This window comes from Polaribacter marinivivus (assembly GCF_042651285.1).
Classification (GTDB): Bacteria; Bacteroidota; Bacteroidia; order Flavobacteriales; family Flavobacteriaceae; genus Polaribacter; species Polaribacter marinivivus.
The window spans coordinates 259,764-284,454 of sequence record NZ_JBHSCY010000001.1; the positions used below are offsets into that span (position 1 = coordinate 259,764).

The window sequence follows — 24,691 nt, forward strand, 5'->3', positions numbered from 1 at the left end:
AAGTGATTAGGCTACATTGCCATTATACTCATTAATATATTCTTTTACTAAGATGTTATTTATACGTTTTACATCTGTTGCTGTAATGTTGATTTTTTGTTTATTTTTAAATTGATTGATAACCAAACGCATCATCATTTTTTCGACATAGCGTTCATTTTCTAACACTTTTGAATTTTGTAAAATCTCATTATCAACATCTTCCTTTAAACCTTTTAAGGCTTCAAATAATTTGCGTTCGTTTTCTGTTAATGGATTTTTTTCTAATAAGCGTTTATGAATACGTGCATATTTTTCATCATAATCATACTTTGCCTTTAGTAGTTGATTCTCTCTTTCTAATTTTTTGGCTTTATCGTAAATTTCGTTTAACGCTTTAATATTTGCTTCCATTTCTTCTTTAGAAACTTCACTCAAATTTTTCTTTTTAAACAAACGTTCTAGTTCTTCTTTTAAAGAAATGAATTTAGGATCTTTAGCATCAAAATTACCACCCAACATTTCTCTAGTTTTTTGCAGTGTATCTTTTAATTCATCTGCCAAAACCATTTCTTCTTCCTTTACTTTGGTAAAAGCAAAAATTACATCTTCTAATGCTGTATTTAAAATATTGTTGGTTTCTAAATTGGTTTCTAATGCTATTTTGGTATTGATTAAAGACAGTCTATCATTGGTCATTCTAGATAAAGAAGATAATTTTCTAAAATCCAATTGTTCTAACAATTCAAAATTACCAGACAAACGAATTAAGTTATACAATTCTTTAGCATTGTTTAAAACTTTTGCAATTTTTCTGATTTCAGTTCTGTCGTTGATTTCTGATATTTGCTGACTAAAAATCTCTCTGTTAACGGTATCAAATCGAAAGAGTACATCTTTAATTTCTTCAATTTCCTGTTGAATTTCTTCAGCAGATTTAAACAGGTTCGAATAATGTTGCATTTCATCACCCAATTCACCTTGTAACTCGTTAAAGTAATCTTGATTTGTTTTATCGAACTCTTTTTGAATATCAGCGAAATCAACTACAAAACCATATTTATGATCTTTATAGGTTCTGTTGACTCTGGTTAAGGTTTGTAATAAATTGTGTGATTTTATTTTACGACCTATGTATAATTTCTTTAAACGTTTCGCATCAAAACCAGTCAACAACATATTATAAACAAAGAGCAAATCGATATTACCTGCTTTATAATCTACTACCCAATCTTTACGATCTTGTTTTGAGCCAATATCGTGTAAAATTACTTTTGCTGTTTTTACTTTGCTGTTTTTTAAATGGTTTTTTCCATAACTTTCACGATCTTCAGCAGCCTGTTGAAAATGGGTTTTAGGATGCTCTGCATATTTTTTATCGAAGATTTCCTGCATCATTTTTGCTTGTTCAGAAGAATCGCAAACTACCATTCCACCAATAGAATTATCACCCATAGAAATTCTGGCTTGTTCCATATCCTGAACAATATAATGCAACATAGGTTCTACAAATTTATGATGCGCATAGACTTTCTTTTTATCTGCATCACCTTCTAATACCTTTATTTTCTCTAAGGCTTCTTGTAAAGTCAACTTATAATTAGTTTCTATTTCTTCACGAATTAAACGCAGTGTATAACCATCTTTAATGGATAAGTTGTAATAGTATTTATGAATATAATTACCAAAAAGGGTTTTAGAATTGTATTCTGTACCTAATAAAGGAGTACCTGTTAATCCTATTTTGATCGAGTTTTTATCGGCTAATTCTAAATTGGCTAAAAAACTACCTTTAGGGTTGTAACTTCTATGGACTTCATCTAAAAAGAAAATTCGTTGTACTCCTAAATTGTAATCGTTGTTTTTTATAACATCAGGATCATCTTTAAACTTTTGAATATTTACTACCGTAATTTCTGCTTTCCCAGAACTGTTATGAATAACTTTGGTTGATTTTATATCTCTAGTAAATTCTTCTCTACTATTTACTTTATGTACAATTAATCCACGAGCACTAAACTCTTTTGCTGCTTGAGTTAATAAATCTAAACGATCAACAATAAAGTAAAACTTAGGAATTACATTTTTAGTTTGATAATAATCTGTAAGGTGTTTTACGTTAAAAAAAGTCAAGGCAGTTTTACCAGAACCTTGTGTATGCCAAATGATCCCTTTTTTTACGTTGTTCTCTAGTTTATTCTCAATGGCTTTTGTTGCGAATAATTGAGGATAACGCATAACGTGTTTTTGTAATCCGTTTTCTTCTTCCACATATGCAAAGGCATATTGTAGAATAAATTTTAATCTTTCTTTTTGAAATAAAGACGTACTTATTTTGTTGGTTGGTGTTGTTGGTTTTTTGTTGGATGTAAACTCAACAGAATTTTTAATACTGATTAAATTGTTATCTCTTAAAACAAAGTTTTCTGTCTCTTCTGAAACAGGAGTCAATAAAGTATTTAGATCAAAACTTTCTTCCTCTCTAAAATAATTAAAAATTGGTTTTCTGTAATTGGTGGTACTATAGAAAGCACCTTCTAACATTTGAGTATCATTTTCATTATACTCCATATTATTAGAAAACACCATTAATTGAGTTAAGTTGATAAATTTTCTAAACTTTTTATTTCTAAAACGAGTTTGCATTCGTTTATGCTCTGCTAGAATTCCATCTCTATTATTTGGTTTTTTAACTTCGATAAATATCAAAGGCATTCCGTTTATTAATAGAATGATGTCAGGTCTAAAATTATCATCATCTTTTTCATAAGGCAATTCAGTAACTACGTGAAAAGAATTATTGTCAAAATTTTTAAAGTCGATCAATTTAATCCCAGATTGATCAACAAGTTTTTTATAAAATGCTCTACCTAAATCTTCATTTTCTAGAGATAATGAAATTTCATTGTACAACCTTTCTGTTTCTTTTTGAGAAAGGTTTTTGTTGATTTTTTGAAGTTGATCAAAGAATATATCTTTAAAAATATTGGTTTCAGTATCCCAAGAATTATTCTTTAAAGACAAATAAGTGTAGCCTAATTTTACAAGGTGCAAAATTGAGGGAATTTTTACTCTCGAATCTTCGTTAAATTTCATAGCAGGAAATCGAATTAGATTTAAATTGATTGAAAATCTATATTTGTAAATTTATAAATTCTGAATTGAAATCTGAAAGAAAAAGAATTCATTTTTCAGATTGCTTAGAAAATGTTTAGAATAATTGAAATAAAAAAACCTTAACATCTTTTATATCAAAGTGTTAAGGTTTTATTTTGCGGTCTGGACGGGATTCGAACCCGCGACCCCCTGCGTGACAGGCAGATATTCTAACCAGCTGAACTACCAAACCGTTGCTAATTGCGGATGCAAATATAATACAGTTTTTTGTTTACACAAACAGAAAATTAATTTTATTTAAAATTTTTTCGATGTACCAAATACGCCGTTAATATATCTGTAAAGCCGCTATTGATATCTGTAGGCACATAATCTACTTTGTATTGCAAACACTTGTTTTTTAATTGTTTAAAATAAGTTGCTACCAATTGCTTGTACGACCCTTGTATATTTTCTGCATAGACATTTATAGCCTCGCCAGTTTCTACATCAACAAACTTTTTTGGCGTATTGTCAAAATTAAAGTCAAATTCTGTTTTGGCATCGTAGGTATGAAACAAAACCACCTCGTGTTTGTTGTATTTTAAATGACGTAAGGCCTCAAAAAGGGCTTCTTCTTTTGTAGTGGTTTGAAACATGTCTGTAAACAAAAAGATAAGCGATCGTCTATGTAACTTCTCTGCAATTTCATGCAAGTAATGGTAGGTGTTGGTAGTAGCCTTAGAGGTTGTGGTTAATAAGTGCTCTAATTGATGTAGTATCATTTTACGATGACGCTCACTCCCTTTTTCTGGGGCATAATACTCATAGGTATCTGCATAAACACTTAAACCCACTGCATCTCTTTGCTTTTTTAAAATTTCTAACAAACAAGCAGCAGCTACTGCTGCAAAACCCACTTTATTTAAGGCATCTACGGTTTGTGATTTTACCACTGGGTAATGCATAGACGCAGAGTTGTCTATAATAATATGGCAGCGTAAATTGGTTTCTTCTTCGTACTTTTTGGTATACAGTTTTTCGGTTTTAGCAAACAGCTTCCAATCGATATGACGTGTACTTTCGCCCTTATTATAGAGTTTATGCTCTGAGAATTCTACAGAAAAGCCATGAAACGGACTTTTATGCATACCTGTAATAAAGCCCTCTACCACTTGTTTGGCAAGGATTTCTAAATTTTTTATTTCTGAAGCTTGTAACTGAGATAAATCCATATTACTGTTTTATTTGTTGTGCCCTCTCTAATTGATCTGTGGTTTGCTGTAATTTTTTTAGTAAGATAGGATTATAATCAGGATTTTCTGCTAAGAAATCTTGTAAAATGACATAAGCTTCTTTAGAAGAATAATTACCAATAGAACTGGCCAACCAGCCTTTTGGGAAAAAGATATCGCCCGTTAATTGTACCTCTTCTAAAGTTTCTAAAATAGACCTTAGATGTTTTGTGGCTGTTTTTTGCCTTATAGGATGATGGATGTTGTTTAAAGCGGTTTGCACCCAAGATTCTTTTTCTCTGTTTTCTTTTTGTAAAAGCGCTTGCATAAAATCATCTCTCACCTGTACCTTGTTAGACAATGAAGGCAGTAACCATTGAAAACGTTCTAACCTATCTGCATTCGAAATTTGCTTTTGTTGGGTCTCTAAAATTTCTGTGGCTTTTGGGTGCTGATAAATGGCCAACTTCATGGCTAAATTGGTGTAATCATTCTCGTTTAAAAACAGGTTGCTTATCGTCATTTCTTTTTGCCATATTTGGTACAGATGGTCTAACCCCTCTGTTGAAATGGCCACAGTAGTGTATGCCCCAAATAAGGTTTTTTTAATGTTTTGTGGCAGCTCACTTTGCAACAACCCAAACAAGTTGTCCTCTAATGTAGTTTGTATGGCAGCTTGCGATTGTTTTGATAAAAAGGTCCAATAGATATTTTGGATACGACCAGAGATATAATTAAAAATAAGTTCGTTTTTTTCTTGTGGTAAAGCCTCTAAAAATACTTGTATGGTTTCTTTAGGAGCTATGTTACCCACCAACATATTCTCGTACAAATTAATAAATTGATAGCCTCTAGACACCTCGTCTTTTATGTTTTTATAATCATTGATGGCTGCTTTGTAAATTGGGAAAACCCCATAGCCAAAACCATTGGTATTGTATAATACTTGCCCAGGCTTAAAGTCTTTGGTGGCAGCTGTAATGTCAAAAGACTTGCCCATATTTTTAATACCAATTATTTTTTGATAGCCTCTTTGGTCTATTAATTTAATTTTAAAAGATTGTGTCCATACTTTGTCTGAGCCATCTTCTGCTTTTTGATGAATAACAAACTTGGAGACATTGCCTTTTTCGTTGGTTTCAATTTCTTCGTAAAATAGGGGTCTACCTGATGCATTTACCCATACATCTGACCAACTTTTAATATCGCCAGCAGATTTTTTATCGAAAATATCAACCAAATCGTTCCAATCTGCATTTGTATTGGCATAGGTTTTAATGTATTCTTGAATACCACTTTTAAAAACGTCTTCGCCTAACAAATACTCTAATTGACGCATCATAATTGGTGCTTTATTGTAAATAATTCTACCATACAAAGAGCCTGCATTTTTTAAATTACCTAGGTATTGACGAATGGCATTGGTACCCTTTGTTCTGTCTTCTGAATAGGCACTTGGGTAATGAGACATCATAAAACTTAGGGTATGGTTTACTTCTGGGTAAACAGGGTTTACAATTTTGTCTGCCATAAAATTGGCAAATACCTCTTTCATCCATACATCATTAAACCATTTCATGGTCACCAAATCGCCAAACCACATGTGTGAAGTTTCATGAGCAATTAACTTGGCTCTTCCTAATTTTCTGTTTTGTGTGGCATTTTTATCTAAAAACAAAGACGACTGTCTGTATTGTATAGCCCCCACATGCTCCATACCCCCATATTGAAAAGGCGGTATTGCAGCAAAATCCATCTTTTGAAATGGGAATGGTACAGCAGTATAGCTTTCTAAAAAGTCAAGTGCATTTTGATGAATCTTATACACCTCACCAACACTTTCTGCAATCTTTTCTGGGTTATTTTCTCTATATAAAAAACGCATATCAAAAGCCCCAGGGTTTTGCGTTTGCTCTGTAAATTTACCAGCTACAAAAGAAAATAAATAGGTACTCATTAGATCTGTTTCATTAAAAACATGTGTTGTAAAACCTTCTTGTGAGGCTTTACTACTTGTTAATTTACCCCCTGCCAATACTTGCCAATCTTTAGGTGTAGTTAAGGTTAAATGGTACTTGGCTTTTAGGTCTGGCTGATCGAAACAAGGAAACAACGTACTGGCTCTGTCTGGCACTAGTAAAGTATATAAAAACTCTTTATTTCTATTGAGTGAAGTTTCCCCAGCATCAAAGGTAATAGCTACTGTATTTTTACCTAATTGTAATAAAGATTTGGCTACAATGATGTGTTCTTTTTGATGATTTATGCTAGCCTTTTTATCATTTATTGTAATCGTTTTGAGCTTTGCAGTAGCCTCATTAAAATCTAAAAAAACATCATTTTGTAAATCGTTTACCGTAAACTCTACTTGTAATGTAGTTGGTATGGGTTGGTCTTTTTCTTTAGGAATCGAAAAATGCAAACGATACACAATATCCGAAAGTTGTTGTTTTCTGTATTGGGCTAATTCGTATGAGATTCCTTTTTCTAAAATCAGTTTTTTATGGTCTGATGCACAAGACATCCATAAAAAAATAAGTAGTAAACTAGTACAAAATTGCTTCATATGATGTTTTAAGTAATTGCTATTTTAAAATTTGGATTTATGAGGTATGTATAAGCTGCTAGCTGTAAATTATTATTCAGTTCAATAACAACTTCTGTTCTGTTGTACATGTTTGTTTCAAAGTTATCAATTATACGCCAGTTATGTTCTAATTTTTCTGAAGTGAATAAATAGCCTTCAACCTTGCTTTTTGCATGTGATGCTATTAACCCTGGATAACCTGTTTTGCTTTCCCATTTTTTATCAAAAGCAAACCCAAAAAGTGTTGCTTTTTTAAAATCGCCTCCTATTTCTTTTAAAATAGAATCATTTTCACAACCAAATTTTAAGGTTCCATAGACAAAAAGTCGGTGCTCTATCATCAATTAAATTACTAAAGTTCTAAAATAAAAAAAGGTTTGACCTAAGCCAAACCTTTTTTAATTTATAAATGGAAATACTACTATAAAGCAGCATCTATTTTACCTGTGTACACATTTTTAGGAGCCACACCAACTTGCTTATCAACCACTTCTCCGTTTTTAAATATTAAAACGGTTGGTATATTTCTTACACCATATTTCGCCGCAAATTCTTGATTGTTATCTACATCTACCTTACCCACAACAGCTTTACCATCATATTCCGAAGAAATTTCGTCTACGATTGGTCCTACCATTCTACAAGGTCCACACCAAGCAGCCCAAAAGTCTACTAATACTGGTTTGTCTGATTTTAAAACTACTTCTTCGAAAGTTGCGTCTGTGATTTCTAATGCCATTTTATGTTCTGTTTTATGTTGTTATTTTAATTGTGATATACAAAATTAGTTAAAATATTAACTTTCTTAATCTAAAAAAATTGCTTTTTACTATTTATCTATCAATTGTAACTATGCTTACCCTTAAAATAATGCAGAAGCAATAGCATGTATATTGTCACTTTTACCCATAGAGTAGTAATGTAATACAGGTACCCCAGCCTCTAACAATTCTTTAGATTGTTGTATGGCAAACTCTATACCTACTTGGCGTACATCTTTATTGTGCTTACATTTTTCCACCTCGTTAATTAAGTATTCTGGTATATCTATTTTAAATACCTGAGGCAATAATTGCAAATGCTTTTTTATGGCAATTGGCTTTATACCTGGAATAATTGGTACGTGAATGCCTGCATCTTTTGCAGCTTTTACAAACTCAAAATACTTTTGATTATCAAAAAACATTTGCGTAACCACATAATCTGCACCTGCATCTACTTTTTCTTTTAAGCGTTTTAAGTCTGTTTGTAAAGATGGTGCTTCTATATGTTTTTCTGGATAACCAGCCACACCAATACAAAAATCTGCACAATCTGTAGTTTCGATAACTTCGTGTAAATATTTACCAGCGTTTAAATTCTGAATTTGTGCTACCAATTCTTTCGCATATTGATGTCCGCCTTTTGAAGCTTCAAAATACTTTTGATGACTCATAGCATCGCCTCTTAAAGCCATGACATTTTGGATGCCTAAATAATGACAATCTACCAACAAGTATTCGGTTTCTTCTTTGGTAAAACCACCACATAATACATGGGGTACAGTATCTACATCGTATTTGTGTTTAATGGCTGCACAAATACCTACAGTACCAGGTCGCATTCTAGTGACTTTTCTATCTAACAATCCATTTTTTTCTACATAAACATACTCTTCTCTAGAAGTGGTAACGTCTATAAAAGGAGGTTTAAACTCCATTAAAGGGTCTATATTATTATAGAGTTCTTGAATGCTATTGCCTTTTTTTGGCGGAATAATTTCGAAAGAAAACAAGGTTTTACCTTCTGATTTTTTTATGTGTTCTGTTACTTTCATAAGCCTCCCCTAACCCCTCCAAAGGAGAGATATTGTTAACTGGGTGTATTTTATTAATTCTTATTTTTTATGATATCTACTTTTCTTTTTGGAATTTCTAGTTCCTCCCTTTTGGGGAGGTTAGGAGGGGCTAGCTAAATTTGGATGCAACCATTTTCTAGCACACTCTTTTGTAATTCCTTTTCTTTCTGAATAATCAGTAAGCTGATCCTCAGTAATTTTACCTAACCCAAAGTATTTTGCTTCTTTATTGGCAAAATAATATCCAGAAACAGCAGCAGCTGGCCACATGGCTTTACTTTCTGTTAGGGTTACACCTATTTTGTTTTCTACATCTAACAATTGCCAAATGGTATCTTTTTCTAAATGATCTGGGCAAGCAGGATAACCTGGTGCAGGACGAATGCCTTTGTAATTTTCTTTGATTAAATCATCGTTTGTTAAATCTTCATCTGCTGCATAACCCCAATGTTTGGTTCTTACTTGTTGGTGCAAATATTCTGCAAATGCTTCTGCAAACCTGTCTGCAATAGCTTGTGCCATAATTGCATTGTAATCGTCTTCTTTGGCTTTGTAAGAATCTGCTAGTTCTTGGGCACCAAATATGCCTACACAAAAAGCACCAACATAATCGGTTTTATTACTTTCTTTTGGGGCTACAAAATCTGCTAAAGCTAAATTTGGGATGCCTTCGCGTTTTTTTAATTGTTGTCTTAAAGTTCTAAAAACAACTTTATCATTCTGAGATTTCTCGACTTTGCTCGAAATGACATTCTTCGTTCTATTTGGCTTTTTTAAAACTAGGATATCATCATCATTAATTGTGTTGGCTTCAAACAATCCAAAAACTGCTTTAGGTCTTAGTAATTGTTTTGCTACAATTAAAGAAATCATTTGCTGAGCTTCTTCGTATAAGGTAGTGGCTTGCTCTCCCACCACTTTATCTGTTAGAATCTCTGGAAATTTACCATGTAAATCCCAACTTCTAAAAAACGGACTCCAATCTATAAAAGGAAGTAATTCTTTTAAACTTAATTGCTCTAAAGTTTGAATACCTAGTGCTGCTGGCTTCACAATTTCTGAAGTTTCCCAATCAATTTTATATTTACGCTTGCGAGCTTCATCAATAGAAATGTATTGTTTTTCTTTACCACGTTTTAAAAACTTGGTTCTAAATTCATCATAATCTTTCTTCAATTTAGCCACATATGTATTAGATGTTTTCTTGTTTAACAAATCACCTACCACAGTTACTGCTCTAGAGGCATCATTTACGTGCACTACCGCATTTTTGTATTGCGTATCAATCTTAACAGCTGTATGTGCTTTAGAGGTTGTTGCACCCCCAATTAACAGAGGAACTTCAAAATTTTGACGTTGCATTTCTTTTGCCAAATACACCATTTCGTCTAAAGAAGGCGTAATTAATCCACTTAAACCAATAGCATCAACACGTTCATCTATAGCAGTTTGAATGATTTTTTCTGGTGGAACCATAACTCCTAAATCTACAATTTCGTAATTATTACAAGCCAATACCACACTTACGATATTTTTACCAATATCGTGCACATCACCTTTAACAGTGGCCATTAATATTTTTCCAGCTGGCCCCCTATCCCCCAGAGGGGGAATTGCCAATGCTTCTCTAATTTGTTCTAATACATTGTCTAGATTAGAGAGTACTTCTTTATTTGTAAATCTTATAACTCTATAACCTTCGTTTTCTAACCATTTTGTTCTTTCTAAATCTGATGCTTTATTTTCTGGTAACTGATGAATTAAACCATCAACTTCAACAATTAAATTCATTTTTAAACAAATAAAATCGGCAATATAATTTCCAATAATATGCTGTCTTCTAAATTTATAACCATCTAATTGTTTATTACTTAAAACTTTCCACAAAAGACTTTCGGCTTCTGTTGGTTGATTTCGCATTTTTTTTGAAAACTCAAGTAACAAGCTATAATTAAAAGGATCTGCAGTTTTCCAATACAAAGTCCCCTTTGGGGATTTAGGGGCTTTTTTTGCTGCTTCAATAAACGGATTTAAATAGGCTACCGCTTTTTTCATGACACGTGCAGATTTTACTACTTGTGGTAAGAACATTTTTCCTGCTCCAAATAAATCACCAACTACATTCATCCCAATCATTAAATGCCCTTCAATCACTTCTATAGGAGCTGTAGCTTCTTGTCTTGCTTGTTCTACATCTTCTATAATAAACGCATCTATTCCTTTTACCAAAGCGTGCGTAATTCTGTCTTGTAACGGTTTTTCTCTCCAAGTTAAATCTGCAGTTTTTTCTTTTGAAGTTCCTTTTACAGTTTCAGCAAAATCAAGTAAACGTTCTGTGGCATCATCACGCCTATCTAAAATTACATCTTCTACGTGTTCTAATAAATCTTTTGGAATATCATCATACACCTCTAACATAGTAGGGTTCACAATTCCCATATTCATTCCGTTTTGAATTGCATGATATAGAAAAACAGAATGCATAGCTTCACGCACAGTATTGTTTCCTCTAAATGAAAACGACACATTACTTACACCTCCACTTACAGAAACGTTGGGTAAATTTTCTCTTACCCATTTTGTAGCTTCAATAAAATCGATGGCATTTCTTCTGTGTTCCTCCATGCCTGTGGCTACAGGAAATATATTTAAATCGAAAATGATGTCTTCACTAGCAAAACCTACAATGTTTACCAATATTTCATAAGAGCGTTTTGCAATTTCTATTCTGCGTTCGTAATTATCTGCTTGCCCTACTTCATCAAAAGCCATGACAATTACAGCTGCTCCATAACGTTTTATTTGCGTGGCTTCCCAAATGAATTTTTCTTCACCTTCTTTTAAAGAAATAGAATTCACCACACATTTACCTTGCACCACTTGTAAACCCGCTTCTATGATTTCCCATTTTGAGGAATCAATCATAATAGGCACTCTACAAATATCTGGTTCTGCAGCAATTAAGTTCAAAAAACGAACCATGGCTTCTTTACCATCAATCAAACCATCGTCCATATTAATGTCTATAATTTGAGCTCCACCATCTACTTGATGTCTGGCAATATCTAAGGCTTCATCAAATTTTTCTTCTTTGATTAAGCGTAAAAACTTACGAGAACCAGCTACGTTTGTGCGTTCTCCAACATTTATAAAATTGCTGTTTTCATTCAAGATTAGTGGTTCTAATCCTGATAAACGCATAAATTTACGCCCCTCTCCAACCTCTCCCCAAAGGGAAGAGGCTTTTTTGAAGTTCTTATTTTTATCTTTTTCGATCATTTTAAAAAATGAAGTAAGTTTTAATTAATTTTTGTTTTTCAACTTATGCAAAAACAATAGATTTTAAAGAGTGCTGTACTTCCCTTCCCTTTGGGAAGGGATTGAGGGATGGGCTCTTGGTTTATAATTCTTAGCGATATCTGCTATTACTTTTATATGCTCAGGACTTGTACCACAACAACCGCCAATAATATTGATGAGATTTTTCTTTAAATACTCTTCAATTTGCTCTCCCATTTCTTCTGGAGTTTCATCATATTCACCAAAAGCATTAGGTAAGCCAGCATTTGGATGTGCAGAAATTGCAAACTCGGTTTTATTGGCAATAGCCTCTAAATGGGGTTGTAATAAATTGGCTCCTAAAGCACAATTAAATCCTACAGATAATAAAGGAATATGAGAAACAGATATTAAAAATGCCTCTGCTGTTTGACCAGATAATGTTCTACCAGAGGCATCTGTAATAGTGCCACTTAACATTACAGGCACCTCTATTTTGCGTTCTTCTTTTACTTGCTCAATGGCAAACAAAGCTGCCTTTGCATTAAGCGTATCAAAAACCGTTTCTACTAACAAAATATCTACACCACCATCTAATAAAGCTTCTGCTTGTTGTTTGTAGGCTATTCTGAGTTCATCAAAAGTGACTGCTCTGTAACCAGGGTCGTTTACATCTGGAGACATACTTGCAGTTCTGTTTGTTGGACCTATAGAACCAGCTACAAAACGTGGTTTGTAGGGTTCTTTAGCAGTAAATTCATTGGCAACTTCTTTGGCTATTTTTGCAGATTGATAGTTTAGTTCGTAGACCAAATCTTCCATTTGATAATCTGCCATTGCTATGGTTGTACCAGAAAAGGTATTGGTTTCTACAATGTCTGCACCAGCTTCAAAATACTTAGCATGAATGGTTTTTATGGCTTCTGGTTGGGTAATAGACAACAAATCGTTGTTACCCTGTAAAGGTGTAGGGTAATCTTTAAAGCGTTCTCCTCTAAAATCTTCTTCAGAGAATTTATAGGCTTGTAGCATGGTACCCATAGCACCATCTAAAACTAAAATTCTTTCTTGTAAAGCTTTATAAATGTTTGACATATCATTGATTTATAGAAATATGTCATCAGGAAAAGTGAAGTTTTTTCGCTGTTATCTGTCGAATGTTAAAGTCAGTAATTTAAAAAAATGACTTTAAATGATACTGAAATACATTCAGTATACATTCGTAGAATGTAGCACCTTTCTCAAATAGATTGAGAGGTTGCCAAGGTTTCACAGGGTCTATTCCCTCAACCTTTCATGATAACATATCAATAAGTTTATGAACTATACTACAAAGAAAAGAAATCTTTGTTTATTTAAAGAATAGTTGACGATAATTATTCAAATAAAGTTGACGATAAATAACGGTCTCCTCTATCGCAAATTATAGCTACTATAACGCCTTTGTCTATTGATTTTGCAATTTCTAAAGCACAATACACAGAACCTCCACTACTCATACCTGCAAAAACACCTTCTTTTTCAGCTAATAGTTTTGTTGTTGTTTTTGCAGCTTCTTCTGTGACATCTATTGTAATGTCTACCCTACTTTTATCAAAAAACTTTGGCACGTACTCAGGAGACCACTTTCGAATACCTGGTATTTTAGCCCCTTCTGCTGGTTGTGCTCCTACAATTACAATTTCTTTATTTTGTTCTTTTAAAAATTTTGAAGTACCCATAATTGTTCCTGTGGTACCCATAGTAGCAACAAAATGAGTTATTGTTTTATGAGTTGCATCCCATATTTCTGGTCCTGTTGTTTTATAATGTGCTTTCCAATTGTCGTCATTCTCAAACTGATTTAAAAGCACATAACCTTTTTCATCTCTTAATTTATAAGCCAAATCTCTAGAACCTTCAATACCTGTAGCTGCTGGAGTTAAAATAACTTCTGCACCATAAGCTTTCATTGTTTTTACACGTTCTTCTGTGGCGTTTTCTGGCATAATTAATACCATATGTAAACCCATAAGTTGTGCAATAAAAGCCAATGCAATTCCTGTATTACCACTTGTAGCTTCGACTAATGTGCCTCCTTTTTTAATATCACCTCTTTTTAATGCTTCATTAATCATATTAAAAGCAGCTCTATCTTTTACGCTTCCTCCAGGATTATTACCCTCTAACTTTAAAAGTAAGGTGACGTCTTTTTTATTAAAAATATGCTGAACTTCTATTAAAGGAGTATTGCCAATAAAATTTAAAATGGTGTTTTTTTGCATTGCTGTTATTTTTTAAAAAAGATCTTATTTTTTGCTTGAACAGTAACTACAGAATTTTCTGGTAACGATTCTGTAATGCATACGTTTGCACCAATTACTGAGTTAGCACCAATAACTACATCACCTCCTAAAATTGTAGCATTTGCATAAATAACTACATCATTCTCTATGGTGGGATGCCTTTTTGTTTCTGCTAAACTCTTTTTTACTTGAATACCTCCTAAGGTAACACCTTGAAATATTTTTACATGATTTTTAATTACGGTGGTTTCTCCAATGACTATACCTGTGGCATGGTCTATAAAAAAAGACTCACCAATTTCTGCTCCAGGATGAATATCTGTACCAGTTACACCATGTGCAAACTCACTCATCATTCTTGGTAAAATGGGTATGTTTTGATGTAAAAGTTGATGACTTAACCTATACACTATAATTGCATAAAAACCAGGATATGCCAAATAAATTTCTTCTAAACTTTTTGCTGCTGGATCACTATTTAAAGCTGCAAGTGCATCTAAATCTAGTTTAGCTCTTATTTCTTTAAAAGAAGCTGTAAAATCTAACCAATAACTATCTTTATGTTCTATGTTTAACCTCTCTAAAATTATATAGAATTTTTCTTGAGATTTAGGCAAGTATTCTTTACTGTAATAAGTATCAAATAAACAATTGATAATTTCTCTGGTAAACACCTCTACTGCATTTCTTAAACACATGCTGTATGATTTAGGTGTGGTATCTAATCTTGTAACCGTTTGCATATGTATGTATTTAAGATTCTGGAGCCAATTCTATCTCTAATCCTTCTAAGGCTGGTGTAATTTGAATTTGACAACCTAACCTGCTATTGTCTTCTACATAAAAAGCTTCTGCTAACATGGCATCTTCATCATCTGACATTTCCGGTAACTCATGATTCGATTTTATATAACACTGGCAAGATGCACACATGGCCATACCTCCGCAAACACCTATAGTACCCTCTTCTGCTAATTCATAAGAACGTACAACTTCCATTAAATTCATAGCCATATCTGTTGGTGCCACAACATCGTGAGTTACACCATTTCTATCTGTAATTTTTAAATTTACATCATTCATGTGTCAAATTTTTTGCAAAGTTAGCAAACCAATTCTAAAAAGTTTTGCCAAAAGTAAATTGAATAGGAACAGCAACACCTGCATTATCAGAAAATATATTACCATTAGAATAATGCATAATGCGCAACTCTGCATTATATTTTCTGTTTTTTCCAAAGAAAACACCAAAACCCATGGTGTCTTGATAGGTTACATTTGTACCAGAATCAAAGTTATCCATTATACTTTTTGTAATATAAGTGGGCCCTATGATAGAGTAGTTTGTGTAAAAATCATAGCCTTTTCTTCTTAATAAATAGAAACGTAATACAGGAAAAATTGAAAAGGCAAATACATCTTCTTTTCCAGCAGTTTGAAAATAGGTAGTACTAACACCCCAATCTAAAGAGAAGATTTTTTCTGATCTATAAATAAGCCTTTGATATGTTAACGATACTGAATGTTGTGCTTTAATATCGCCCAACCAAAAAACAGGTACTCCAAAACTTTGAAAATTTCCTACATTCATATTCATAGAAAAGAACTCGTTCATACCATACCCAATAGCTCCAGTACCATAACTAATTTGAAATATGTTTTTTGGAAAAAAATATTGATTATTTGCATAATCATTTGCAGTTTTATCATCCACTTGTTGCAAGTGGTATTCGAAACCTAAAGAAGCTTGAGAAATTGAAGGCTGATTGTATGTCTCTGATTTTGGTATAAAGGTGCCATTTGCAGATAATCGCCATTTTTTACTCAACCAATATTGCACACCAAAACCATAAATTAGACTTGCAAAATGAGCATCATCATAAACCACATTATTACCTATAGAAAAGCCCACTCTAGTTACATTTGCAATACCAGCTTCTGCGTAAATTGAGGTTTTATCAGAAATTGTAAAGTCTCTTTTTAAAGATAAAGACCAAGCATTAATCCAAACACTATTTTCGTAACCAATATTATTTATATTATCATATTTAAACCAAGAAGCAGGTCTCATAGTACCAAACTGAACAGCCCAATCTTTTGCAAATTTATGTCCTAATAACATTCTGCCAGAAAAGCGATTTTTACTTACTGTTTCTGATTGATAACCTGGAGCTAAATTATCATTCGTAAAAGGATAAAAAATGCCTCCAAAATTTATACTGTAATAAGAATTGGCAAGAAAATTTGTGAATTGAGTTTTTGGATTTTCTTTTTTTTGGCCTACTACTCTAAAAGAGGAAATGATTAAAAGTAAAACTAATAAAACTCTTTTTAGCATATAATATATTTAGTCGGCTTTAAAAGCATCAACTAAATTAAACAAAATCTTGTAAATCTAGTTTGTTGTATGCGACTTTTCTTGTCTATAAAAAGTGGCTTGCACATAATCGTCTGCATTACCAGAATTGTTACCTTGATATAAACCTGCTTTAAAAGATTATGCTGTTAAGGCTTGTTGTAAGTCGTTTATAATATCTTCAACATTTTCTAAACCTACAGAAATCCTTACTAAACCATTTGTAATACCTACTTCTAAACGTTCTTCTTCAGATAATTTACCATGAGTTGTAGAGGAAGGATGTGTTACTATAGTTCTAGTGTCTCCTAAATTTGCAGATAGTGAGCACATTTTAATGTTATTTAAAAATTTTCTACCAGAAGCTAAGCCTCCTTTAATTTCAAAAGCAACAATATTTCCTCCTAATTTCATTTGCTGTTTAGCTGTATGGTACTGAGGATGTGATTTTAAGAAAGGATATTTTACGAATTCTACTTGTTTATGCTCTTCTAAAAATTGAGCTACTTTTAGTGCATTTTCGCAATGTTTTTCTACTCTTATAGCTAAAGTTTCTAAACTTTTAGACAAGACCCATGCATTAAATGGCGACATTGCTGGCCCTGTATTTCTAGCAAATAAATAGATTTCTCTTATCAAATCTGACTTACCCACAGTTACCCCACCTAAAACTCGACCTTGACCATCGATTAATTTTGTTGCAGAATGTATTACTAAATCTGCTCCGAATTTTATAGGCTGTTGAATGTAAGGTGTTGCGAAACAATTGTCTACAATAAATATTAAGTTGTGTTTTTTGGCGATGTTACCTATTACCTCTAAATCTAAAATATCTACTGCAGGGTTTGTAGGTGTTTCAATGTAAAGAATCTTCGTGTTTTCTTGAATTAAACTCTCTACTCTATCAACTTCATCTACCTTAAAATAAGAGGTTTCTATATTCCATTTAGGCAAATATTTAGTAAACATACTATGTGTTGAACCAAATACAGATCTACAAGAAACAATATGATCGCCAGCATTTAGTAACGCAGCAAAAGAAGAAAAAATAGCAGACATACCTGTTGCAAAAGCATAACCAGCCTCAGCACCTTCCATAGCTACAATTTTATCTACAAACTCAGTGGTATTTGGGTTTGTAAAACGGCTATATAAATTACGTTGCTTCTCTTCTGCAAAAGAAGCACGCATATCTTCTGCATCATCAAAAACAAAACTTGATGTTAAATATAAAGGTGTAGAATGTTCAGAATACTGAGTTCTCTCTGTTTGGTTTCTTATGGCTTGGGTTTCGAAATTTTTCATTTTTTTTTGGTTGATGGTTTGTGGTTACTTGTTGATTGTTTTTAGTTCTTAGTTATTGGTTTATGGTTAGTGTTTACAAATATGAACCAACAAGCAATATTAAATAACTAAATTGCTAATCTTAAAATATCACCAAAAACACCTCTTGCAGTTACATTAGCTCCTGCACCTGCACCTTGTATTACAATGGGTTGATTACCATAAGATTCTGTATAAATCTCAAAAATAGCATCAGAACCTTGTAAAGAACCCAAAGGAGTGTTTTTAGGTGTTGATATTAATTTTACTTCTAAATTTCCTTTTTCTTTTGATAAATCTCCACTTAATTCACCTATATATCTTAATACATGATTTGGTTTTTGAGCATCTTTAAGCGTTTGATATTCTTGATTCATTAGTGCTAAATTGTCAAGAAAATTTTTAACAGAGCCATTTCTTAATTGTTCTGGAATTAAGTTTTTAATGTCAACTTCATTCAACTCGTTTTTTAAATCTAATTCTCTTGCTAAAATCAATAGTTTCCTTGCAACATCATTACCTCCTAAATCTTCTCTAGGGTCTGGCTCTGTAAAACCTTTTTGAATCGCTTCTTTAAGCACCTCTGAAAAAGAAACATCTTGTGATGAAAATGTATTAAATAAATAACTTAAAGAACCCGAAAAAACGCCTCTAATTTTTGTGATATTTTCTCCAGATTCATGCAATAAACGAATGGTATCTATTAAAGGTAACCCTGCACCCACATTGGTTTCGTATAAATATTGTTTTTTTTGTTCTTTTAGTTTTGCACGCAACTCTTTATAAAAATCAAAAGACAACGTATTTGCTATTTTATTGCAAGAAACCAAATCAAATCCTGCTTCTATTAACGGAATGTAGTTTGAAACAAAGGTTTTACTAGCAGTATTATCTACAGCAATTAAATTTTCGAAATGATGGTCTTTTGCAAAGTTGATAACATCTTGTACAGTTGCATTTGAATGCCCTTTATCTTCTAAGTCTTGTTCCCAACTTTTAGAAACCCCTCTAGACGTTAATAATACTTTTTTAGAGTTAGCTACAGCAAAAATATGTAACTGTATTTTTCGTCTTTCTAATATAGAAGTTGCATTGTCTATTATTTGATGTATAAGAGTACTACCCACTAATCCTTTACCAAAAATGGCAATATTTATTTTTTTATTGACTCCGAAAACTTGACCATGAATTACATTAACAGCTTTATGTAATTCTTCTTTTTTAACCACCAAGCTTACATTTTTACCTGTAATGGTATTATTAAATAACACAGGTATGATATGGTTTTTAATTAAAGCATTATATGGGTGATGAAACTCACTTAAATCTTGACCAATAATAGAAATTACAGCAACATTTTTTGTGACAGAAATTTGATTTACATCTTGCGAATAAAAGTCGTTTTCGAATTCGTTTTCTAAGGCTAACACAGCTTCTTCTGCATGGTTAGCATTAATAATAAGACCTATACCTCTTTCTGATGAGCCTTGAGAAATAATACTAACACTAATGTTTTTATGGCTTAACGCTTTAAAAATACGAGCATCTACCCCTACTTTACCTAACAAACCTCTACCCTCGAAATTTAAAAGAGCCACATTATTAATTGTAGAAATAGAAGTAATTCCTTTAGATGAAGACTCAGCAGTTATTAAAGTTCCTTTGTCTTCTGGATTAAACGTATTTAAAATTCTAAGGTTAATATTCTTCTCTAATAAGGGGATGATTGTTTTAGCATGTAATATAGATGCTCCAAAATTTGCCAATTCATTAGCTTCTGAATAAGAAAGCTGTGAAATCTTTTTGGCATCTGAAACCAAATCTGGATTGGCAGTATAAATACCACTTACATGTGTATAATTTTGTAATTCTTCTGCATCTAAATAATTGGCTAAAAGTGCAGCTGTATAGTTGCTTCCATTTCTACCCAAAGTAGTAGTTTCTCCTTTTTTATTTGAAGCGATAAAGCCAGTTACAATATTTATTGAGTTTTTATTCTTTTTAAAATATTCAGTAACATTTTCTTTAGAAATAGACTGTATTGGTTTTGCGTTTCCAAAAGATTCATCTGTAACAATAATTGCTCTAGCATCTACAACATTTACCTCTATTTTTAAATCTTTTAATAAGCTCGAAAGTAGCTTAGCAGCAAGTAATTCGCCTTGTGCCAACACTTCATCTTTAATTTTTTGGCTATAATCACCTAATAAAGAGACACCCTCAAAAATAGTTTCTAATTTTAAAAATTCAATTGATAAATCGACTTTAGAATTTGGTTTTTGTTGATATTCTTTAAACTTAATAAAGCTAGACAAGTACTCTTTTTTTAGAGCTGCTTTTTCTAAAATATTTTCTAATTGATTAGTAGCATTTCCTCTAGCAGAAACTACTACTGTAAAATTTTCTCCGTTTTTATATTTTTTAGAAATAATGTTTAAAACATTTTCTAGACCAGCATCATTTGCAAGAGATTTACCCCCAAACTTAATCACCTTCATCTTTTGCTTTTTGTAATCTTTATTAAAAATTGGTTCTATTATTTTTTGTAATTGATTGTATTCTATTAAAAATGCATCATGACCATGAACAGAATTAATTTCGTTATAGGTAACATTGGGTTTATTTAATGCCATTAATTTTTGTGTTTCTCTGTTTTCTTCTGCTGTAAAAAACAAATCTGAGTCTACACCAATAATGTGTATATCTGCTTCAATAGCATCTAGAATAGCTGCACTTTTTTCTCCATTATTGGTAACATCAATGGTTTTTAATAATTGATTCATTAACTTATAGGAAGACAATTGAAAACGCTCTTGTAATTTTTTTCCATGATGCAACAACCAACTTTCTATATTAAAAATTTCTAATTCTTTATTTTTTGTTCTATGAAAACGCTCTTTAAAAGATTCTGGTGTTCTGTAACACAACATGGCATGCATACGAGCATCATGCACAGGGTTTTTAGAATTTACTAAAAACTGTTCTTGTATTTGGCAGTTTGCAATTAACCAATCTGTAGATTTCCAATCTGTGGCAACAGGAATAAAATGTTTGGTGATTTTATTGTTTAAAACAACCATTTCCCAAGCAATACCACCCCCTAAAGAACCTCCAATTAAAGCAAATAAATGCGTAATATTTAATTGCTGTAATCCTTCTAAAAACAACCTAGCAATATCTCTAGCTATAAAGCTTTTATAATCGTCAATAATAAAACCATCAAAACCATTACCAGGAATATTAAATGCTAAAACAGTATACTTCTGCGTATTAATTGTTTTATTTTCTCCAATAATTGCTGACCACCAACCTTCTTTTCCTGCTACATTACTATTACCAGTTAATGCATGGTTTACCAAAACAATAGGAGCAGTACCTAATTGTAACCCAAATAATTGATAACTCAGTTTAATGTTTTCAAATTGAGTACCACTTTCTGTTGTAAAGTGCTTTAGTATGATATGATGTAATGAATGTTTCAAACAATATATTTTTTGAGCCTTTCTAAAAAAAAGAAAGGCTCAATGAATTAAAATTACACTAATACTTCTTGTGGTATTTTGGCAAAAGCCTCTTTTAAATCGGTCTTTAAATCTTCTATATCTTCTATACCAACAGACAGTCGTATTAAATCTGATGTTACTCCTGCACTTTCTTGCTGAGCTTCATTTAATTGCTGATGAGTTGTACTTGATGGATGAATAATTAAAGATTTTGTATCTCCAATATTTGCTAATAATGAAAACACTTTAGTTTCATTTGCAATAGTTTTTGCTGCTTCAAAACCTCCTTTAGCACCAAAAGTTACTATACCACTTTGTCCATTAGCTAAATACTTTTTTGCTAAAGCATTGTATTTACTACTTTCTAAACCAGGGTAATTTACCCAAGCAACTTCTTCTTGTGCCTCAAGCCATTTTGCTAATGCTAAAGCATTTTCTGAATGTTGTTTTATTCTTACAGATAAAGTTTCTAAACCTTGAATAATATTAAATGCATTTGTTGGGCTTATGGCACCACCAAAATCACGTAAACCCTCTAAAATCAACTTAAAAGTAAATGAGGCAGCACCTAATGTTTCGTAGTATTTTAAACCATGATATCCTGCTGAAGGTTCAGTAAATTCTGGGAATTTACCACTAGACCAATCAAAAGTTCCTGCATCTATTATAGCACCTCCTAAAGAATTTCCTTGACCACCAATATATTTTGTAAGAGAATGAATTACAATATCTGCACCATGCTTTATAGGATTTAATAATGCAGGTGTAGCCACTGTATTATCTACAATAAAAGGTACCCTAGCTGCTTTTGCATGTGTAGCAATCTCTTCTAAATCTAATACATCTAATTTTGGATTTCCTAACGATTCAACAAAAAAGGCTCTAGTATTTTCTTGAACAGCTTCTGCAAAATTTTCTGGGTTTGAGGCATCTACAAAAGTAGTTGTAATGCCAAATCTTGGTAAAGTTACACTTAATAGATTATAAGTACCTCCATACAAACTACTTGAAGCTACAATATGGTCTCCTGCTTTTAATAGGGTTAATAATCCTGTAGAAATTGCTGCTGTACCAGATGCAAAAACAACAGCACCTATACCACCTTCAATTGCAGCCAAACGTTCTTGCAAAATTTGATTTGTTGGGTTGTTTAAACGTGTGTAAATAAACCCTAATTCTTGTAATGAAAAAAGATTTGCTGCATGATCTGCATCATTAAAAACATAAGATGTAGTTTGGTAAATTGGAACAGCTCTTGCCCCTCCATTTGATTTTACATCATGACCTGCGTGCAACGCATTCGTTGCTAATTTTTGTGTACTCATTTTTCTATTTTTTTGAGTTAATAAATAATTAAAACAAAAGTCAAATGCATCATAAATATGATGTACTTAAAAGAAAAATGTTAAAAAGAAAAATAAGAATAGCCAGAACTAGCATATTCTTTTTTTGTTATCTATCCATTCTCAAATTTGAGATACTAAAACTAGTTTAGTATTTGGGTAGAATTTAGCACCTTCTTTATTGCTAAAGGGTTGCTAAGGCTTCATTGGGTCTAATCCCTCCACCTTTCTTGATAACATTTCAATAAGTTATTGAACTTTGTGAGTACAAATATTGCAACAGAAAAATTTAATATCCAAATAAAAAGAAGTTAATTTTATTTTAATTATCGATTTCAATTAATTTTTATACATTTTTTAAAGTATCTATAAATTTTAGTTAAAAATTCGTTTCGTTTTAGAATTATCACTTAAATTTGCAGTCGAATTTAAGAGGAAAAATTTGAACTGATTGCAACCTCAATAAAAAATGCTAAAGCAGTAATTTCCTACTTCTTTTAGCGACAAAGCAATCATTTTTAAATAAAAACAATTAAAATAAAATTGAATTATGTCGTATTTATTTACTTCAGAAAGTGTATCAGAAGGACATCCAGATAAAGTAGCAGACCAAATCTCTGATGCTTTAATAGACAATTTTTTAGCCTTTGATAAAACTAGTAAAGTGGCTTGTGAAACTTTAGTAACTACTGGTCAAGTGGTATTAGCAGGTGAAGTTAAATCTGATACTTATTTAGATGTTCAAAAAATAGCTAGAGACGTTATTAACAAAATAGGATATACTAAAGGAGAATATATGTTTGATGGTAATTCATGTGGAGTATTGTCTGCCATTCATGAACAATCACCAGATATTAATCAAGGAGTAGATAAAGCAAACCCAGAAGAACAAGGTGCTGGAGACCAAGGTATGATGTTTGGTTATGCAACAGATGAAACTGAAAACTATATGCCTTTAGCCTTAGAATTGTCTCATAGACTATTAAAGGAATTAGCAGAAATACGAAGAGAGAATAAAGACATTACTTACCTTAGACCAGACGCAAAAAGTCAGGTAACTATTGAGTATTCTGATGATAATATCCCTCAAAGAATTGATGCCATAGTAATTTCTACACAACATGATGATTTTGACAAAAGTGAAGCAGTAATGTTAGCAAAAATCAAAAAAGATATTGTTGAAATTTTGATTCCAAGAGTTATTGCAAAGTTACCTGCTCATATTCAAAAATTATTCACAGACGACATTACTTATCATATTAATCCCACAGGAATTTTTGTAATTGGTGGTCCTCATGGAGATACTGGCTTAACAGGTCGTAAAATTATTGTAGATACATATGGAGGTAAAGGCGCACATGGTGGAGGTGCTTTTTCTGGAAAAGACCCTAGTAAAGTAGATAGATCTGGCGCTTATGCAACTAGACATATTGCAAAAAACTTAGTAGCTGCTGGCCTTTGTAAAGAAGTTTTGGTACAAGTTTCTTATGCCATTGGTGTAGCAAAACCAACAAGTATACATGTAGATACTTACGGAACTGCAACTGTTAATTTAACAGATGGAGAAATTAGTAGAAAGGTAGAAGAGATTTTTGATATGCGTCCTTACTTTATAGAACAAAGACTTAAATTAAGAACACCTATCTATTCTGAAACTGCTGCTTATGGACATATGGGAAGAACTCCAGAGGTAAAAACAGTTACTTTTACAAATCCAATGGGAGAAACTGTTTCTGAAGAAGTTGAAACGTTTACTTGGGAAAAATTAGATTATGTAGATAAAGTAAAACAAGTTTTTCAACTTTAAAATCATAAATAGTATTACAAAACAAGCCTTTAGAAATTCTAAAGGCTTTTTTTATGTTAAT

Annotated in this window: 16 protein-coding genes, 1 tRNA gene and 2 riboswitches; of the genes, 1 reads left to right on the plus strand and 16 read right to left on the minus strand. The window is 32.2% G+C overall.

All coding sequences use genetic code 11. From position 1 onward, the window contains the following. Positions 1 to 6: 6 nt before the first annotated feature. From ACFOWD_RS01245 to ACFOWD_RS01320, 16 genes are all read right to left on the minus strand, one after another. Complete coding sequence (locus ACFOWD_RS01245) at positions 7 to 3,075, minus strand: type I restriction endonuclease subunit R (protein WP_377407451.1); 3,069 nt, start codon at positions 3,073 to 3,075, stop codon at positions 7 to 9. A 179-nt stretch (positions 3,076 to 3,254) separates the two neighbouring features. Continuing rightward, positions 3,255 to 3,328 (minus strand) — tRNA-Asp (locus tag ACFOWD_RS01250). A 61-nt stretch (positions 3,329 to 3,389) separates the two neighbouring features. Continuing rightward, entirely contained in the window at positions 3,390 to 4,310 is a 921-nt protein-coding gene (locus ACFOWD_RS01255) for a DUF58 domain-containing protein (protein WP_377407453.1), read from the minus strand. Between the two features lies 1 nt (position 4,311). Further along, a complete protein-coding gene (locus ACFOWD_RS01260) occupies positions 4,312 to 6,876 on the minus strand; it encodes a M1 family metallopeptidase (protein ID WP_377407454.1) in 2,565 nt (854 codons plus the stop codon). An 8-nt stretch (positions 6,877 to 6,884) separates the two neighbouring features. After that, a complete protein-coding gene (locus tag ACFOWD_RS01265; RefSeq protein WP_377407456.1) occupies positions 6,885 to 7,238 on the minus strand; it encodes a gamma-glutamylcyclotransferase family protein in 354 nt (117 codons plus the stop codon). 80 nt (positions 7,239 to 7,318) lie between these two features. Continuing rightward, positions 7,319 to 7,636: a thioredoxin gene (gene trxA / locus ACFOWD_RS01270; protein ID WP_298989225.1), complete on the minus strand. Its 318-nt coding sequence runs from the start codon at positions 7,634 to 7,636 to the stop codon at positions 7,319 to 7,321. A gap of 123 nt (positions 7,637 to 7,759) precedes the next feature. Further along, positions 7,760 to 8,713, minus strand: a complete 954-nt coding sequence (metF, locus tag ACFOWD_RS01275; protein ID WP_298989228.1) for a methylenetetrahydrofolate reductase [NAD(P)H] — start codon at positions 8,711 to 8,713, stop codon at positions 7,760 to 7,762. A gap of 120 nt (positions 8,714 to 8,833) precedes the next feature. Beyond that, positions 8,834 to 11,935, minus strand: coding sequence for a vitamin B12 dependent-methionine synthase activation domain-containing protein (locus tag ACFOWD_RS01280; protein WP_449301191.1), 3,102 nt, complete (start codon positions 11,933 to 11,935; stop codon positions 8,834 to 8,836). A 141-nt stretch (positions 11,936 to 12,076) separates the two neighbouring features. After that, a complete protein-coding gene (locus ACFOWD_RS01285; protein WP_377407460.1) occupies positions 12,077 to 13,108 on the minus strand; it encodes a homocysteine S-methyltransferase family protein in 1,032 nt (343 codons plus the stop codon). A 97-nt stretch (positions 13,109 to 13,205) separates the two neighbouring features. Continuing rightward, positions 13,206 to 13,319: riboswitch (SAM riboswitch) on the minus strand. A 70-nt stretch (positions 13,320 to 13,389) separates the two neighbouring features. Further along, a complete protein-coding gene (gene cysM / locus ACFOWD_RS01290) occupies positions 13,390 to 14,277 on the minus strand; it encodes a cysteine synthase CysM (RefSeq protein WP_298989232.1) in 888 nt (295 codons plus the stop codon). Positions 14,278 to 14,282: 5 nt separating this feature from the next. After that, positions 14,283 to 15,041: a serine O-acetyltransferase EpsC gene (epsC, locus tag ACFOWD_RS01295; protein ID WP_377407463.1), complete on the minus strand. Its 759-nt coding sequence runs from the start codon at positions 15,039 to 15,041 to the stop codon at positions 14,283 to 14,285. A 10-nt stretch (positions 15,042 to 15,051) separates the two neighbouring features. Further along, positions 15,052 to 15,381, minus strand: a complete 330-nt coding sequence (locus ACFOWD_RS01300; RefSeq protein ID WP_298989236.1) for a 2Fe-2S iron-sulfur cluster-binding protein — start codon at positions 15,379 to 15,381, stop codon at positions 15,052 to 15,054. A gap of 34 nt (positions 15,382 to 15,415) precedes the next feature. Beyond that, a complete protein-coding gene (locus tag ACFOWD_RS01305; protein ID WP_377407465.1) occupies positions 15,416 to 16,636 on the minus strand; it encodes an acyloxyacyl hydrolase in 1,221 nt (406 codons plus the stop codon). Between the two features lie 159 nt (positions 16,637 to 16,795). Continuing rightward, the gene (locus ACFOWD_RS01310) at positions 16,796 to 17,959 is read right to left on the minus strand and encodes an O-succinylhomoserine sulfhydrylase (protein ID WP_377407467.1); all 1,164 of its coding nucleotides are present in this window, start codon (positions 17,957 to 17,959) and stop codon (positions 16,796 to 16,798) included. A gap of 107 nt (positions 17,960 to 18,066) precedes the next feature. After that, a complete protein-coding gene (thrA, locus tag ACFOWD_RS01315) occupies positions 18,067 to 21,459 on the minus strand; it encodes a bifunctional aspartate kinase/homoserine dehydrogenase I (protein WP_377407469.1) in 3,393 nt (1,130 codons plus the stop codon). A gap of 53 nt (positions 21,460 to 21,512) precedes the next feature. Beyond that, entirely contained in the window at positions 21,513 to 22,805 is a 1,293-nt protein-coding gene (locus tag ACFOWD_RS01320) for an O-acetylhomoserine aminocarboxypropyltransferase/cysteine synthase family protein (protein ID WP_377407471.1), read from the minus strand. Between the two features lie 124 nt (positions 22,806 to 22,929). After that, positions 22,930 to 23,063, minus strand: a riboswitch (SAM riboswitch). Positions 23,064 to 23,373: 310 nt separating this feature from the next. Between ACFOWD_RS01320 and metK the strand changes: the two genes are divergently transcribed. Then, a complete protein-coding gene (metK, locus tag ACFOWD_RS01325) occupies positions 23,374 to 24,630 on the plus strand; it encodes a methionine adenosyltransferase (RefSeq protein ID WP_377407473.1) in 1,257 nt (418 codons plus the stop codon). Positions 24,631 to 24,691 lie beyond the last annotated feature (61 nt).

What these genes read in the sequence shown, in the direction of transcription:
- ACFOWD_RS01245 (WP_377407451.1), bottom strand. Translation starts at nt 3,075, where the DNA reads ATGAAATTTAACGAAGATTCGAGAGTAAAAATTCCCTCAATTTTGCAC.
- ACFOWD_RS01255 (WP_377407453.1), bottom strand. Translation starts at nt 4,310, where the DNA reads ATGGATTTATCTCAGTTACAAGCTTCAGAAATAAAAAATTTAGAAATC.
- ACFOWD_RS01260 (WP_377407454.1), bottom strand. Translation starts at nt 6,876, where the DNA reads ATGAAGCAATTTTGTACTAGTTTACTACTTATTTTTTTATGGATGTCT.
- ACFOWD_RS01265 (WP_377407456.1), bottom strand. Translation starts at nt 7,238, where the DNA reads ATGATAGAGCACCGACTTTTTGTCTATGGAACCTTAAAATTTGGTTGT.
- trxA (WP_298989225.1), bottom strand. Translation starts at nt 7,636, where the DNA reads ATGGCATTAGAAATCACAGACGCAACTTTCGAAGAAGTAGTTTTAAAA.
- metF (WP_298989228.1), bottom strand. Translation starts at nt 8,713, where the DNA reads ATGAAAGTAACAGAACACATAAAAAAATCAGAAGGTAAAACCTTGTTT.
- ACFOWD_RS01280 (WP_449301191.1), bottom strand. Translation starts at nt 11,935, where the DNA reads ATGCGTTTATCAGGATTAGAACCACTAATCTTGAATGAAAACAGCAAT.
- ACFOWD_RS01285 (WP_377407460.1), bottom strand. Translation starts at nt 13,108, where the DNA reads ATGTCAAACATTTATAAAGCTTTACAAGAAAGAATTTTAGTTTTAGAT.
- cysM (WP_298989232.1), bottom strand. Translation starts at nt 14,277, where the DNA reads ATGCAAAAAAACACCATTTTAAATTTTATTGGCAATACTCCTTTAATA.
- epsC (WP_377407463.1), bottom strand. Translation starts at nt 15,041, where the DNA reads ATGCAAACGGTTACAAGATTAGATACCACACCTAAATCATACAGCATG.
- ACFOWD_RS01300 (WP_298989236.1), bottom strand. Translation starts at nt 15,381, where the DNA reads ATGAATGATGTAAATTTAAAAATTACAGATAGAAATGGTGTAACTCAC.
- ACFOWD_RS01305 (WP_377407465.1), bottom strand. Translation starts at nt 16,636, where the DNA reads ATGCTAAAAAGAGTTTTATTAGTTTTACTTTTAATCATTTCCTCTTTT.
- ACFOWD_RS01310 (WP_377407467.1), bottom strand. Translation starts at nt 17,959, where the DNA reads ATGAAAAATTTCGAAACCCAAGCCATAAGAAACCAAACAGAGAGAACT.
- ACFOWD_RS01320 (WP_377407471.1), bottom strand. Translation starts at nt 22,805, where the DNA reads ATGAGTACACAAAAATTAGCAACGAATGCGTTGCACGCAGGTCATGAT.
- metK (WP_377407473.1), top strand. Translation starts at nt 23,374, where the DNA reads ATGTCGTATTTATTTACTTCAGAAAGTGTATCAGAAGGACATCCAGAT.